The organism is Mesorhizobium sp. WSM4807, from assembly GCF_055811615.1.
Map to the genome: position 1 here is coordinate 48484 of NZ_JBVVQY010000021.1, position 12980 is coordinate 61463.

Genomic DNA, 12980 nt, shown 5'->3' on the forward strand with positions numbered 1-12980 from the left:
CGCGTCTCGCGCGTCCGGCCCGGCACCTCCCGCCTTGCCCTTCGCGCCTTCCAGGCGGCCGAATGCCGACCCGATCTCCTCCCTTGTCGCTCGGCTAACCGAAGTAAAAACTATCATATTATACATAATAAACAAGCATGAGCTGTCGCTTATATATAATAAACAGACTTCGGTCTTTGCCGCGTGCTTCCTCCCAAAGGCAGATGGTAGCGCTACCCATGACGCCGTGTAAAGCGTCATTTCGCGATGCCTGGAAGGCTTTCAGCGGGCAGTGCTCTCGCGGCACCTGAGCTCGAAGCCGAGGTCGACGACCGGCTCTTGCGGCCGCTTGCCTGCAATCGCCGCGAGCGCCATCGCGACCGACAGCCGGCCGATCTCGTAGCGAGGCGTCCGGACGCTGGTGATGGATGGAAAAGCCACTTCCATCATGTCGAGATCGTTGAAGCCTGTGATGCCGATCGTCTTCGGCACGGCGATCGAGGCGCGGTGGCACTCAAACAGTACGCCGAGCGCAATGTCGTCATTGTTGCAGAAAACTCCGTCCAGCGTCGGCACCTTGGCCAGCGCGTCACGAAACAGTTCGCGCCCGAGCGTCACGCTGGACGGCACCGGCGTGGTGGTGATCAGCCGCGCGTCGAACAGACCGGCCGCCTCCATCGCCGCGCGATAGCCGGCCAGCCGACGCTGCGAGCGTGGGTCCATGCGCGCGCCGATGAAGCCGATGCGGCGATAGCCCGTTTCAATCATGTGCTCCGTCGCCGCCTTGCCGCCGTCGAAATGCGAGAAGCCGACCATCATGTCGACCGGATCGGGCCCGGTCTCCATGACCTGCACCACCGGACAGCCGGCCGTCTCGAGCAGTCTTCGCGACGTTGGCGTCTGGTCGATGCCCGCCACGATCAGCGCCGCCGGGCGTTGCGGGCCGAACACCTGCAGCAGCCGTTCCTCCTCGAGGCCGGAATAATGGGTATTGCCGAGCTGGATGCGGTAGGAGCTGTCGGACAGGCTGTCATAGATGCCGCGCAGCACTTCGGCAAAGACGCTGTTAGTGAGCGACGGCACCAGCACGCCAAAGACCTCGGCGCGCGCCGAAGCCAATGCTCGCGCATTCGGGTCGGGCAGATAGCCGAGTTCATCGACGGCCGCCTGGATCTGGCGGCGCAGATCCTCCGAAACACGCCCCGGCTCGCGCAAGGCGCGGGAAACCGTGATGGCGCCGACACCGGCCTTACGCGCGACATCGGCAATCGTCGGACGGCCGCCGCCGCGGCGCGAGCGCGGTTTGGTCATAGCCTTGTCCCGAACGCGGCGCCTTCGCCGAAGCGCGGCCGCGAAATGCTGTTCAGCGTCTTTGCCACTGTCGCCATGCCAACCCGACTTGCCGCACCCGTCTGGCGTCGCGCAGCCTTACCCCATTGTCAAGCGAACCGGCCAGGACAGCTACCCGAACTCGGGTAGCGCCACAGTTTGAATTTCGGCTGTGGGTGGGTTCGCGGGCGTCTTGTCGTCCACCGTGCTCAGGCTTCTACGCCGTGCGTCGTCCGCTGCGCCACCTCGTGGCATAGGGCAACGCGAACAAGTAGAGACCGCTGAGCATGAGCAAGCCGAGCGGGATCAGCGGCATGAGGTACACCCAGTAGGCGGGCTCGACACCTACGCCCAAGGTGATGAAGATGGCAGCGACGACCGCCGTAAAAATGATCGACAGCCAGCGGTGGAATTGCCGAATCCACGTATTCCAGTTCATGAGCACCTCCTCTGAAGACGAGCTGAAGCGGATAGGGCGACCCGCTTGGCGGCAGCCTTATTTGCAAGCTTGTTTGATTTGATGACGTCTTGTTGGCCATTGCCCGTTGGCGCCGGCACGCCTTACTCTATCCGCGCCAGGATCTGCTCCAGGTTAGTAAAGAACCGCTGCCATCCGTATTGGGCACCCTGGTAGTACTGCTGCTGATCCGGCCGGAAGCCCAACTGCTCCATTCGCAGATGGGTCCCCGTGCTCGTAGGGGTGAGCGTCCACGTGACGACACTTTTGAGATCCTTGGTATCCCACGTGTAAGACAGCGTTTTGTTGGGCTCGACTGCCTGGACCTGACAGTCGACCGCCCCCCAGTCCGCGCTGAGATTGAAACGGTGCCCCTCGTCTGGCTTGAAATCGTTCTTCATCAGCCACTCCTCGATCAGGTGTGATTGCGTGAGCGCGCGCCAGATCTTTTCCGGCGGAAAAGCGACCTCCCGTTCGACAACGACGGCGCGCGCTTCGGTCTCAGTGTTGGTCATTGGTCCATCCTTTTGAGCAGATCTTCGAGGTTGTCGAACCGGCTTTGCCAGAACCCAGCCATTTGGTTCGTCCAGTCGATCAGCGGCGCCAAGGCGCCGAGCTGCGCGCTATAATGCGTGTTGCGGCCTTCATGACGGTCGTGTACCAACCCGGCCTGCTTCAGCATCCCAAGATGCTTTGACACGGCCGGTTGCGAGACCCCGGCCCGAGCGGTCAGGGCCGCGACGGTCTGGTCTCCGTCGCGACACAGCCGCTCGAAGATGGCCCGTCGCGTTGGATCGGCAAGCGTTCTGAAAAGGATCTCGTGGGGCTGTGGCATCGCAATCGATAACTTGTTGGCTATTGATAAACCAATAACCACCGAGATATGAGTAAGTCAAGCAGGAACGTGGACCGGTGATCGCGGACGGTCAGTCATTAGTCAGCGAACTTCCGCTGGGGGTCGTGAGCCGAAGTTCAAAGGGTCAGTGCTCAGGCCATTGCCGCGGCGCTGCGCCGCGCTTTCCACAGCAGCAGCATCATGGCCGCTATGTTCAACAGGTTCCAGGCGATACCGTTAAGGAACGCGGCGGCGTAGGAGCCGGTCAGATCATAGATCCAGCCCGACATCCAGCCGCCGATCGCCATGCCGAAGATGGTTGCCATCATGACGATGCCGACGCGCTGGCCGGCCTCCTTGGCAGGCATGTATTCGCGCACGATGATGGCATAGCAAGGCACGATGCCACCCTGCGACAGGCCGAAAACCAGCGAGACGACGTAAAGCGACGCGAGCCCGTCGAAGGGGATGTAGAACAACAGCGACAGGGCTTGCAGCACCGAGCCGATCAGCAGGGTTTTCACGCCGCCGATGCGATCGGCAAGGAAGCCGGACGCCAGCCGGCTGACGACGCCCGCCGCCAGCATGATCGACAGCATGTCGGCGCCACGCGCAACGCCGTAGCCGAGGTCCATGCAATACGCGACGATATGGACCTGCGGCATCGACATCGCCACGCAGCAGCCAAGGCCAGCGACGACGAGCAGCACCTGCAAGGCTGCCGGTGACAGTGAGATCGGCTGGACGGGCCGGCTGCCGGGCGAACCGGGAGCGGCGGCACGTGGTGCGCCGCGCCTGAGCAGCAGGATCAGCGGCACCATGGTCGCGAGGCAAACGACGCCGATCGCGGCATAGGTGAAACGCCAGCCTTCGGCCTGCATGACAAAGGGCATCGCCAACGGCCAGATCGCCCCGGCGAGATAGTTGCCGGCGGCGGCAGCCGTCACCGCGACGCCGCGGCGGCGGTTGAACCAGTGCGAGATGTCGGCGATCAGCGGCCCGAAAATCGCCGAGGTGCCGACGCCGATCAAAAGTCCCTGGACAAGAGTGAACTGCAGGATCGAAGTGGTCAGCGACGCCAGCAGGAAACCGGTACCGAGCGCCACCGAGGCAATGAGCGCCGGGATCCAGTAGCCCATGCGGTCGATGGCGCGGCCGACCAGCACATTGCCGGCCGCGAAACCGACCATGGTCGCGGTATAGGGCATCGACGCGGCGGCGCGATCGACGCCGAATTCCGCCTGCACGGCGGGCAGCACCACGACCACCGCCCACATGCCGACGCCGCCGATCGTCGCCAGCAGCACGGAAATGCCGAGCCGCATCCAGGCATAGGCGCTGTCGATGCCGCGGCTGCTTGCCTGGCTGGAGACGGTTGTGGTCAAGGCGTTTCCTGTCCGCGATTCTGAGAAAATCGACCGGTTCGACACCACTATCGGTGCATTGGCGGCGCCGTGCAGCGCCACGACAGGCAAATCCGTGGCTCCAGGGATCGAACTGCGGTGGAACAGTGGCTGCCGTCCCGGAGTTTTCCATCAAACTTACCAATGGAAGGAGTTTGTCATGACCGCGAAAAGGAAATGGTCGGCCGAGGTGACCGAGCACAGCGATGCGCTGGACCTCGAGGAGCATATCTTCGAATCCCACGACCCCAAGAAGATTGCGGCATCGCTGAAGCGATCGGCCGAACAGAGCGAGCGGCGCAAGGCCGAGCCGTTCCAGTCCGCCATGTCGATGCTGAATTTCTACATCAACCGTGCCGGCAAAAACCTGCCGGCCAAACAGAAGAAAGTGCTGGAGGACGCCAAGGACGAACTGCGCGCCGCGTTTGGTCGCCCGAGAGAAGATTAGAGGGTCGGCCTACCTCGACTTGATGACGCTATCTGTATTGGCCAGGAGCTTGCGGACCGCGTTGCGCGCCGCATCCGGCCGCTGCAGGCGGATGTTCTTTTCGATCGCTTCGTGCAGCTTCTGCGCATGCTGCAAATCGTCCAGTTCCCGCGTCGTATAGGCGAACAGATGATCGAGCGCCGATTCGATCAGCACGCCGAGCGGCACCAGAAGATCGTTGCCGGAGGCGCGCAGGATGGCCAGATGAAAACGCGTATCGGCGCGCGTGCGCTCCTGCAGCGTCGTCGCCTCCCCCATCTCCCGGCAGGCCTGGCTGATCTCGGCCATCTGCTCGTCTGTGCGCCGCATGGCGGCAAAGGCGGTCGCTTCCGGCTCAATGATGTGGCGGAACTCCTGCACCGTTTTCAGGAACACCTCGCGGTCGGGCGATGTCGCGTACCAGGCGAGCACGTCGCGATCGAGCAGGTTCCAGCGCTCTTTCGGCTCGACCCAGCTGCCGATCTTCGGGCGCGACGCCAGCAGGCCCTTGGCCATCAGCATCTTGATCGCTTCGCGCACCGCCGAGCGGCTGACGTCGAAGGTCTCCGACCATTTGGCTTCATTGGGCAGGATGGTTCCCGGCGAATAGTCGCCGCGCACGATCCTGAGACCGATTTCGTTGGCCAGCGACGCATGCACGCTCGACCCAGGCATACGCGCCGCGTCGGCACGGCGAACGACTGCCGCCCGCTCGGCAGACGCCGCCTTGGCCGGTGTTTTTCCCTTATTCGGCTTGCCGTCCCGCATGCGTTCACAAAGTCCGGATTCCGAAAGCTGTCAAGCACGGGAAAAGCCTCGGGCTGCAAAGCCTGCTTCTGTGCACAGATCAGCCCGGATGCATCGACCCCGTCATGTCGTTTTGACGTATTTCCGCCAGCTGTGTTCCGGGCGGAATCCGAGCATATCCCGCGCCTTGCGGTTGGAGAGCAGCGTTTCGTATTCACCAAGTTCGCCCTTGACCGGCACGCCGGGATAAAACCGCTTCAGCAATTCGGCCGTCGGCAGGTCGGACGAGGTGTCGTCATTGGCGGCATTGAACACCTGATAGCCGAGCCCGTCCTTTTCGATGGCGCGCAACGTGATCTGGCCGAGGTCGCGCGCGTCGACATAACTCCAGGCGATCCGCTTGCGGAAACCCGGATCGGCGAACCATTTCGGAAACAGCGAATATTCATGCGGCTCGATGACGTTGCCGATGCGCAAAGCGTAGATGTCGATGCCGCTGCGCAGCGCGAAGGCGCGCGCCGTCTTCTCGTTGACGATCTTCGACAGCGCGTAGCTATCCATCGGATCGACATCGTACTCCTCGTCGAGCGGGAAATGTGTCGGGTCGCGCGGCTCGTTGGCGAAGACCAGCCCATAGGTCGTCTCGCTGGAAGCGATCACCACCTTGCGGATGCCGAGCTTCACCGCCGCCTCGATGACATTGTAGGTGCCGAGCGCGTTGATGCGGAACACCTCGTTGTCGGGCGTGATCATGATGCGCGGGATCGCCGCGAAATGCACCACCGCATCGACTGGCTGCGCGCGCAGCGACGGGTCGAATTCATGCAGGCCCATATAGCTCGACAGCGCATTGAACACCTGCCCGCTGTCGGTGATATCGGTGATCAAGGTGCGCACCTTGGGATTGTCGAGCGGCTTGGTGTCGATGTTGAGCACCTGACAGCCCTGCTCGACCAGATACTGCACGACGTGACGCCCGGCCTTGCCGCTGCCGCCGGTGAACATGATCCGCTTCGTCATTTTGCTCTCCACATTCCCTAAGATTCATGTGTATTGTCAGACAATATGGCATTCCGCAATCGCCTGCCAACCGCCTGCGGCGAAAACCCGCTTCAACAATTCGCCTGCCAAAGTGCAGCGCCGTCATCGATATCAGCAACACAGGACGACACGACATGAACACGACCGCCGCGAGCGAGAAGATCGGCTTCATCGGACTTGGCTTGATGGGCCACGGGATCGCGAAGAATATCGTCGACAAGGGCTATTCCCTGACGTTTCTCGGCCGCAAGAACCGCGCGCCGGCGCAAGACCTGCTTGGCCGGGGTGCGGAGGAAGCCGCGACCTCGCGCGACGTGGCAGTGGCATCTGATATCGTCTTCATCTGCGTCACCGGCTCGCGCGAGGTCGAAGCTATCATCCGCGGGCCCGGCGGCCTCAAGGAAGGCCTGAAGAAGGGTTCGGTGGTCGTTGATTGCTCGACCTCGGATCCGACCTCGACGGTAACGCTTGCCGCCGAACTTAAGGCGCTCGGCGTCGACTATGTCGATGCCCCGCTGAGCCGCACGCCGAACGAGGCGTGGGAAGGCACGCTCGACGCCATGGTCGGCGCATCCGACGCGGTCTTTGCCCGGCTGAAGCCGGTGCTCGACACCTGGGCCGGACGTATCGTCCATATCGGCGACACCGGCGACGGCCACCGCATGAAGCTGCTCAACAATTTCATTTCGCTGGGCTATGCCGCGATCTATTCCGAGGCGCTGGCGCTGGCGCAGAAGGTCGGCATCTCGCCGCCGCGCTTCGACAGCGTCATCCGCAACGGCCGCATGGATTGCGGCTTCTACCAGACCTTTATGCGCTGGACGCTGGAAGGCGACCGCGACGCGCACAAATTCACCATCGCCAACGCCTTCAAAGACCTCACCTATCTCGAATCGATGGCGGGTGCCGCCGGCATCGCCAACCCGCTCGGTAATGCCACCAAGAACGCCTTCGCCGGCGCATTCGCCGCCGGGCCGGCCGATCAGTATGTGCCGATGCTGGCCACGCATATCGGCAAGGTCAACGGCGTCGACCTGACGCCGCCTACAGCGCCACGCGTCCGATAGGACGCGCAATGAAGGCTGCAGAGCCGACATGGAATTTTCATGAGCCCAAAGCCTGATTCATTGCAATAGAACCAGGCGCTATGCTCCTGCTTGATCATCATCTTCCGAACCGAACCTTTAGGACTACCATCTAGGGGCAAACCCAACCAGCCAGCGCAAATGGCCAAGATGGGTAGAATGCTGCCATTCGTCTCGCCGATGAGAACGAGCAAGTGGCGCCAATTGCCGACCTTGCCAGCGACGCCGGGAAGGTAAAGTCTCGGCCCCAAAGGAGGCGCTGGCGAAGGAACCATCCCTGCGTTGGTCGACAAGGTGAGCGCTGTAGAAGGCGACGAACCGGGTGCGGGCGCGAGCCCCACTACCCAAGCTTGTGACAAAGTCGATCGAGCACGTCTCGAAGCGCATTAGCGGCTTGGTCACGCTCGTCAGCAGACATCAGCTCGGGTTCAGCCTCCAGCCTGAGATGCGGCAGCACGGTTCGAACGGCGCTGCGGGCGGCGACCATATTGGCCTTCAGATCGATGACGCGATAGGTGGCGACCGCATAGGCGATCCCCTTGACGTGGATGTGCCCCAGTTCGTCGCAGTCGATCATGTCCTTCACTTGCGCAAACGTCTCATAGGAAATGAGCACGGCGCCCGGCGGCGCCTCCTGCTCGAGGCGTGAGGCGAGGTTCACGGCGCCGCCGATGATCGTGTAGTCCATCCGGTCTTCGCTGCCGAAATTGCCGACGGTGCAGTAGTCGGTATGGATGCCGATGCGGCAGCGCAGCGGCGTTTCGATGCCGATGTCACGCCAGATTTCGGCAAGGTCGGTCATCCGCTTCTGCATGGCGAGGGCCATCTCGACGCAGGCGAGCGCGTCCTCCTTGACACCGCGAGTCTCCGGATCGCCGAAAAACATCAAGATCGCGTCACCGACATACTTATCGATCGTTGCGCCGTGATCCGAAGCAATTTTCGACATTTCCGTCAGATAGTGGTTGAGGAGCTGGGTGAGATCCTCGGACTCCATCTTGTCAGTGGTCTCGGTAAAGCCAGCGATGTCTGAGAAGCATATGGTCAGCTTCTTGCGCTGGCTGGCGATCCTGACGTCCTGACGGCCGGAAAATATCGATTTGTACACCTGCGGCGCGAGATACTTGGCCAGCTTGTTGGAAAGCGCCTCGAGAGCCGCGGATTTCTCGGCGAGGTTCTCCTCCCGTTGCTTCAGCTCCGTGATGTCCGAGTAGACGGCGACCGTTCCGCCGCCGGTGATCCGCCGCTCGCCTATCATGATCCATCGTCCATCGCCGCGCCGCTGCACCCAGGGGTCGCCAGGGTTGCGGTGCCGGGAGAGCCGCTCGGCGACCCATTCCTCGACCCGCCCCTCAGCATCCTTGATGTAGCCGCGCTCAGCAGACCGGCGGATGATGTGCTCGAATATCGTGCCGGGCGTCATTTCCTCCAGGCCGGCGTAGAGCAGTTCGCGATAGCGGCTGTTGCTGAGGACGAGCCGGTCCTGCCCGTCGTAGAGAGCGAATCCCTCGGAGATGCTCTCGATGGCATCGACGAGCCGCTGGCGCGCCTCGGCGACCTCGCGCAGGTTCTTTTCCTCGACCTCGACCGCGGTGTCCCGGAACAGCCTGAGCGCCTCGGCCATGCGGCCGATTTCGTCTCGGCCGGCGGCAGGTAGGGGCGCTCGAAGGTTGCCGCCAGCGATCGCGAACATGCCTTGGCTCACCGCCCCCAGCCGGGCGAGAAGGCTTCGGTCAACATAGAGCCAGACCACCAGAACCGAACTCAGAAGGCTGAGGAAGGCGGAGCCAAGGACAACTCCGGTGCCGTAGCGCTGGACGACCGCGGCTTCGAGACCGGACGCGGTGATCTCGCGGTCCGCCGCGGCGACCAGCCGATCAACGGCAGCGGTGAGGCTGCGCGACAGCCGATTGTTTTCGCCGAGAAGCTTTTCGCCCTGCGCCAAGACGGCGAGCTCGTCCTGGCGGGCCTTGGGGATGCTCTTTTCGCCATCGATCAGCGCCTTAAACTCGTCCACCCGTTGTCGGAAGCGGACCTGCAGCTTCTCGTCGATCTCGGCGGAGATCGTTTCCAGAGCGGCAAGGGACCGGCGCAGCGGAAACAGGATCAACGCCAGATCGCCCGGCGTCGACGCGTCCGCCGTCCTGACCAGAGCGTCGTTGACCGCCGACATTTCCTGGTGCGCCCTCTGTTGGGGGATGTAGGCTGCAATCGCCTGGACGAGATCGGCCATGACCGCCGCGCTTCGATCCGGCGCGAGCGATGCGTCGGCCGCGGCCCGCCACTGCGCGAGCCTGGAATTCATCACCAGGATGCCGGGGGCCACGAGACGCTGGCCTGCAATTGTCGTCGCCGACAAGCGGCGCAACAGCTCTTCCTTGCGCGCGACCACGGCGAGGCGCGTGGCAACAAGGTCGTCGAGAGCGTCGAGGTTGCGCCTGAGACCGAACACCGCAGCCTCGATCTCAGCCACCGCTGGCGTTCCAAGCGCGGCACCCTTGAGCGCGGCCAGCAGCTCCTCGAGGCGCGTCATCTCGACCCCGATCGCGGCCGAGACTTCGTTGTGCCGGGCTTTGCTAGTTGACGTCAGCACGGCCGGCGCAATGGCCGCGACCCGCTCGGCCTGGCGCGACAGCTGGAGGGAGGCAAGCGCCGACGGCACTCGATCCCTGGTGATGCGGTCGACGACGTCGCCGACCTGGAGAAAGGCATACAGGGCAGCCGCTGTTGCCAGCACTGCGAAGGCGCTGATCCCGAAAAAAGCCAGCAGCAGGCGGCCGCGTATGCCGAGACTTTCAAGCATCGCGGCGACGCTTTGATCCGAACGAGCGCGCTAACTTGGTCCGCATAAGATGCCTCAGGCGCGGCGGCGGCGGGGCGGGATCATCCTATTCCACCGGCACGTAACCTCCATCCCGCCAGACGTACCACGCCCAACTTTGGTTCGTGAGGTCGCCCTTTTCGTCGAAATCGACCAGGCCGAGCACCGTGTCGAACTGCTGGCCGCGCAGTGCTGCGATGACTGCGTTCAGCTCCAGGGAACCAGCCTTCCCGACTGCCTGCGCCCAGACCTGGACGGCGCCGTAGCTCAGCAGCGTGTAGCCTTCGGGCTCGAAGTTTTCGGCACGAAACCGCTCCACGACTGGAGCCGCTTCAGGGTCTCGCCGCGGGTCCGCAGGGATCGTGAAGAGAGTTCCCTCGGCCGCGGGGCCGGCGATCAGGCCGAATTCCTCGGTCGCCATGGCATCGCCTGAGACGAGTTGAAGTGAGTATCCGCGGTCGCGTGCAGCACGGGCCATGAGTGCGGCCGCGTCATAGCGGCCGCCAAGGTACAACACTGCAATGCCGGCTGCCTCTAGAGCAGCGATTTCAACCGAATAGTCGGTCTTCTCGGGGTCGTACGCTTCATAGATCGCTTCGGTTACGCCCCGCCTGTTCAACTGCTTTCTGGTCTCGTCGGCGAGGCCCTTCCCATAGGTCGTGCGGTCGTGAAGGATTGCAATTTGCTTGTCGGCCCTGTGGTCGGCCAGGTAGTTGCCGGCCACGGTCCCCTGCGTATCGTCGCGGCCAATGACACGAAACACGTTGGCGCTACCTTGCTCCGTCAGCATTGGGTTAGTGGAGGCTGGCGAAATCTGCAAAATCCCCGCCGCCTCATAGACCTTCGATGCCGGGATCGACGACTCGGAGCACATATGCCCGACAACGAAAACGACACCGTCAGCCACCAGCTTTTGGGCGGCCGCTACCGCTTGCTCGGGATCGCAGAAATCGTCGGCGGTGATGAGCCGTACCTGCTGCCCGAGTACGCCGCCCGCAGCATTGATGTCGGCTACGGCCATCTCCACGCCGCGCTGCAGCTGCTCGCCATTCCAAGCGAGCCGCCCAGTGACCGGACCAGCTGCTCCGATCGGTATCTCCGCCCGCGCCGGGCAGATGACCAAGGCCGCAAACGCGGCGACAGCTATGGTAACCACGCGGTGCATGACTGCACCTCCAAACCTTAGCTTACGCTAATATGGTTAACGCCGACAGCCCTTTCCGCAGGCGGGACGTGCCTGGGTCGGCCGCGATCCCGGCAACGGAGACGCAACAGGCGGCTGCATATACCGAGGCGTTCAGGCTCGTACCGATGCTCGATCCGAACGAGCGGCTGATTTGCCCTGCATCAGATGTCCCGAGCAGCGCCGATGACCGGTTCTTACTCGACCGGCACGTACTCTCCACTTCGCCAGACGTACCATACCCAGTTCTGGGTCGAGAGATCGCCCTTGTCGTCGAAATCGATCGAGCCCAGGACAGTGTCGAACTCCTGCCCGCGCAGGGTCGCGATGACCGTCGCCAGCTCCAGCGAACCTGCCTTCTCGACCGCCTGCGCCCAGACCTGGACGGCTGCGTAGCTCAGCAGCGTGTAGCCTGCGGGCTCGAAGTTTTCGGCACGGAATCGCTCCACTACCGGGACCGCTTCGGGGTTTCGCCGTGGGTCCGCGGAGAACGTGAAGAGGGTCCCCTCGGCCGCGGGGCCGGCGATCAGGGCAAATTCCTCGGTCGCCAGGGCATCGCCGGAGATGATCTGAACCGCGTAGCCGCGGTCGCGTGCGGCGCGAACAATCAGCGCAACCTCGGCATGATACCCACCGACATACAGCACGGCGACGCCAGCGGCCTGTAGTGCAGCGACCTCGGCCGAATAGTCGTCCTTGCCTGGGGTGTACGCGTCGTAGACAGCTTCGGTCACGCCCCGCTTGTTCAGCTGCTTTCTGGTCTCATCGGCGAGACCTTTCCCATATGTCGTGGTGTCGTGAAGGATCGCGACCTTCTTGTCGCCCCAGCGATCGGCTAGGTGGTTGCCGGCCACGATACCTTGCGTATCGTCGCGACCAATGACGCGGAAGACGTTGGCCCGACCCTGTTCGGTCAGCTGCGGATTGGTCGATCCCGGCGAAATCTGCAGAACTCCCGCCGCCTCGTACACCTTCGATGCCGGGATCGAGGCTCCGGAGCAGTAATGACCGATGACGAGCACCACGCCATCAGCGACCAGCTTCCGGGCTGCCACCACCGCCTGCTCGGGATCGCAGAAATCGTCGACCGCGATTAACCCCACCTGCTGGCCGAGAACGCCGCCCGCCGCATTGAAGTCGGCAACAGCCATCTCTGCCCCACGCTGCCCCTGCTCACCAATCCAGGCGAGCCGTCCCGTCATCGCGGCCGAAACCCCGACCAATACCTCCGCCCGCGCGGGGCAGATGAACAACGCCGCGAGCGCCACAAAAGCCACTGTGATGATACGCATGGATGACACCCCAAGCGTGTAGTTTACGCCAATCCCGTCAACGCCGACAGTCCTTTCCGCGAACGTGGATATCTTGGCTGTTCCTACAGCGCACTCGTCTCGTCTTCGATTAGGCTTATACCTGGATTTGCCGTATCCCTGCGCGGGTTAGTTGACGGCTAAAGCGCTCGCGCTTGCCGAGGTTCTCAACAAAATCGGGCCTAAGCGGTTGTTGCCATCGCGTGCTACGAAGTGGATTGCCCCCTTTGCAGACGTTCCGGCCCGACCTACGAAGGTCGCTTTCGGTTCATGGGCGGGAATTCGGCCGAGCGCGAACGAGTTTCCGCTTAGAGCCGAACTTTG

General features: G+C 62.9%; 12 protein-coding genes. 2 read left to right on the plus strand and 10 right to left on the minus strand.

The window, feature by feature from the left end; all coding sequences use genetic code 11:
• Positions 1–261: 261 nt before the first annotated feature.
• The 5 genes from gntR to AC0L3N_RS24055 all read right to left on the minus strand — a co-directional run bounded on the left by gntR (position 262) and on the right by AC0L3N_RS24055 (position 3925).
• Positions 262–1290 (minus strand): HTH-type transcriptional regulator GntR, encoded by a 1029-nt coding sequence (gntR, locus tag AC0L3N_RS24035; RefSeq protein ID WP_473549842.1) that lies wholly within the window; start codon positions 1288–1290, stop codon positions 262–264.
• Positions 1291–1525: 235 nt separating this feature from the next.
• Positions 1526–1747: a hypothetical protein gene (locus AC0L3N_RS24040; RefSeq protein WP_027154326.1), complete on the minus strand. Its 222-nt coding sequence runs from the start codon at positions 1745–1747 to the stop codon at positions 1526–1528.
• A 122-nt stretch (positions 1748–1869) separates the two neighbouring features.
• Positions 1870–2280, minus strand: a complete 411-nt coding sequence (locus AC0L3N_RS24045) for an SRPBCC family protein (RefSeq protein ID WP_473549845.1) — start codon at positions 2278–2280, stop codon at positions 1870–1872.
• The gene (locus tag AC0L3N_RS24050; RefSeq protein ID WP_473549902.1) at positions 2277–2600 is read right to left on the minus strand and encodes an ArsR/SmtB family transcription factor; all 324 of its coding nucleotides are present in this window, start codon (positions 2598–2600) and stop codon (positions 2277–2279) included. Before AC0L3N_RS24050 ends, AC0L3N_RS24045 begins: the two co-directional genes overlap by 4 nt.
• A gap of 152 nt (positions 2601–2752) precedes the next feature.
• A complete protein-coding gene (locus tag AC0L3N_RS24055; RefSeq protein ID WP_473549903.1) occupies positions 2753–3925 on the minus strand; it encodes an MFS transporter in 1173 nt (390 codons plus the stop codon).
• A 238-nt stretch (positions 3926–4163) separates the two neighbouring features.
• Here AC0L3N_RS24055 and AC0L3N_RS24060 point away from each other — a divergent pair, with 238 nt between their 5' ends.
• On the plus strand, positions 4164–4451 hold the full coding sequence (locus AC0L3N_RS24060) for a DUF3175 domain-containing protein (RefSeq protein ID WP_473549905.1): 288 nt from the start codon (positions 4164–4166) through the stop codon (positions 4449–4451).
• A 9-nt stretch (positions 4452–4460) separates the two neighbouring features.
• Here AC0L3N_RS24060 and AC0L3N_RS24065 read toward each other — a convergent pair whose 3' ends face one another.
• A complete protein-coding gene (locus AC0L3N_RS24065; protein ID WP_473549846.1) occupies positions 4461–5237 on the minus strand; it encodes a FadR/GntR family transcriptional regulator in 777 nt (258 codons plus the stop codon).
• 102 nt (positions 5238–5339) lie between these two features.
• Positions 5340–6236 carry an NAD-dependent epimerase/dehydratase family protein gene (locus AC0L3N_RS24070; RefSeq protein WP_095493104.1) on the minus strand — a complete coding sequence of 299 codons (897 nt, stop codon included), beginning with the start codon at positions 6234–6236 and terminating at the stop codon, positions 5340–5342.
• 155 nt (positions 6237–6391) lie between these two features.
• Here AC0L3N_RS24070 and AC0L3N_RS24075 point away from each other — a divergent pair, with 155 nt between their 5' ends.
• On the plus strand, positions 6392–7324 hold the full coding sequence (locus AC0L3N_RS24075) for an NAD(P)-dependent oxidoreductase (RefSeq protein ID WP_473549848.1): 933 nt from the start codon (positions 6392–6394) through the stop codon (positions 7322–7324).
• 358 nt (positions 7325–7682) lie between these two features.
• On the opposite strand, the gene AC0L3N_RS24080 is transcribed toward AC0L3N_RS24075, so the two are convergent.
• The 3 genes from AC0L3N_RS24080 to AC0L3N_RS24090 all read right to left on the minus strand — a co-directional run bounded on the left by AC0L3N_RS24080 (position 7683) and on the right by AC0L3N_RS24090 (position 12638).
• Positions 7683–10145, minus strand: coding sequence for a PAS-domain containing protein (locus AC0L3N_RS24080; RefSeq protein WP_473549849.1), 2463 nt, complete (start codon positions 10143–10145; stop codon positions 7683–7685).
• A gap of 85 nt (positions 10146–10230) precedes the next feature.
• Entirely contained in the window at positions 10231–11328 is a 1098-nt protein-coding gene (locus AC0L3N_RS24085; protein ID WP_473549851.1) for a branched-chain amino acid ABC transporter substrate-binding protein, read from the minus strand.
• 215 nt (positions 11329–11543) lie between these two features.
• Complete coding sequence (locus tag AC0L3N_RS24090; RefSeq protein WP_473549852.1) at positions 11544–12638, minus strand: branched-chain amino acid ABC transporter substrate-binding protein; 1095 nt, start codon at positions 12636–12638, stop codon at positions 11544–11546.
• Positions 12639–12980 lie beyond the last annotated feature (342 nt).

Bases quoted from the DNA above. Each gene is read 5' to 3' on its own strand.
- gntR (WP_473549842.1), bottom strand. From the start codon at position 1,290: ATGACCAAACCGCGCTCGCGCCGCGGCGGCGGCCGTCCGACGATTGCC.
- AC0L3N_RS24040 (WP_027154326.1), bottom strand. From the start codon at position 1,747: ATGAACTGGAATACGTGGATTCGGCAATTCCACCGCTGGCTGTCGATC.
- AC0L3N_RS24045 (WP_473549845.1), bottom strand. From the start codon at position 2,280: ATGACCAACACTGAGACCGAAGCGCGCGCCGTCGTTGTCGAACGGGAG.
- AC0L3N_RS24050 (WP_473549902.1), bottom strand. From the start codon at position 2,600: ATGCCACAGCCCCACGAGATCCTTTTCAGAACGCTTGCCGATCCAACG.
- AC0L3N_RS24055 (WP_473549903.1), bottom strand. From the start codon at position 3,925: ATGCGGCTCGGCATTTCCGTGCTGCTGGCGACGATCGGCGGCGTCGGC.
- AC0L3N_RS24060 (WP_473549905.1), top strand. From the start codon at position 4,164: ATGACCGCGAAAAGGAAATGGTCGGCCGAGGTGACCGAGCACAGCGAT.
- AC0L3N_RS24065 (WP_473549846.1), bottom strand. From the start codon at position 5,237: ATGCGGGACGGCAAGCCGAATAAGGGAAAAACACCGGCCAAGGCGGCG.
- AC0L3N_RS24070 (WP_095493104.1), bottom strand. From the start codon at position 6,236: ATGACGAAGCGGATCATGTTCACCGGCGGCAGCGGCAAGGCCGGGCGT.
- AC0L3N_RS24075 (WP_473549848.1), top strand. From the start codon at position 6,392: ATGAACACGACCGCCGCGAGCGAGAAGATCGGCTTCATCGGACTTGGC.
- AC0L3N_RS24080 (WP_473549849.1), bottom strand. From the start codon at position 10,145: ATGCTTGAAAGTCTCGGCATACGCGGCCGCCTGCTGCTGGCTTTTTTC.
- AC0L3N_RS24085 (WP_473549851.1), bottom strand. From the start codon at position 11,328: ATGCACCGCGTGGTTACCATAGCTGTCGCCGCGTTTGCGGCCTTGGTC.
- AC0L3N_RS24090 (WP_473549852.1), bottom strand. From the start codon at position 12,638: ATGCGTATCATCACAGTGGCTTTTGTGGCGCTCGCGGCGTTGTTCATC.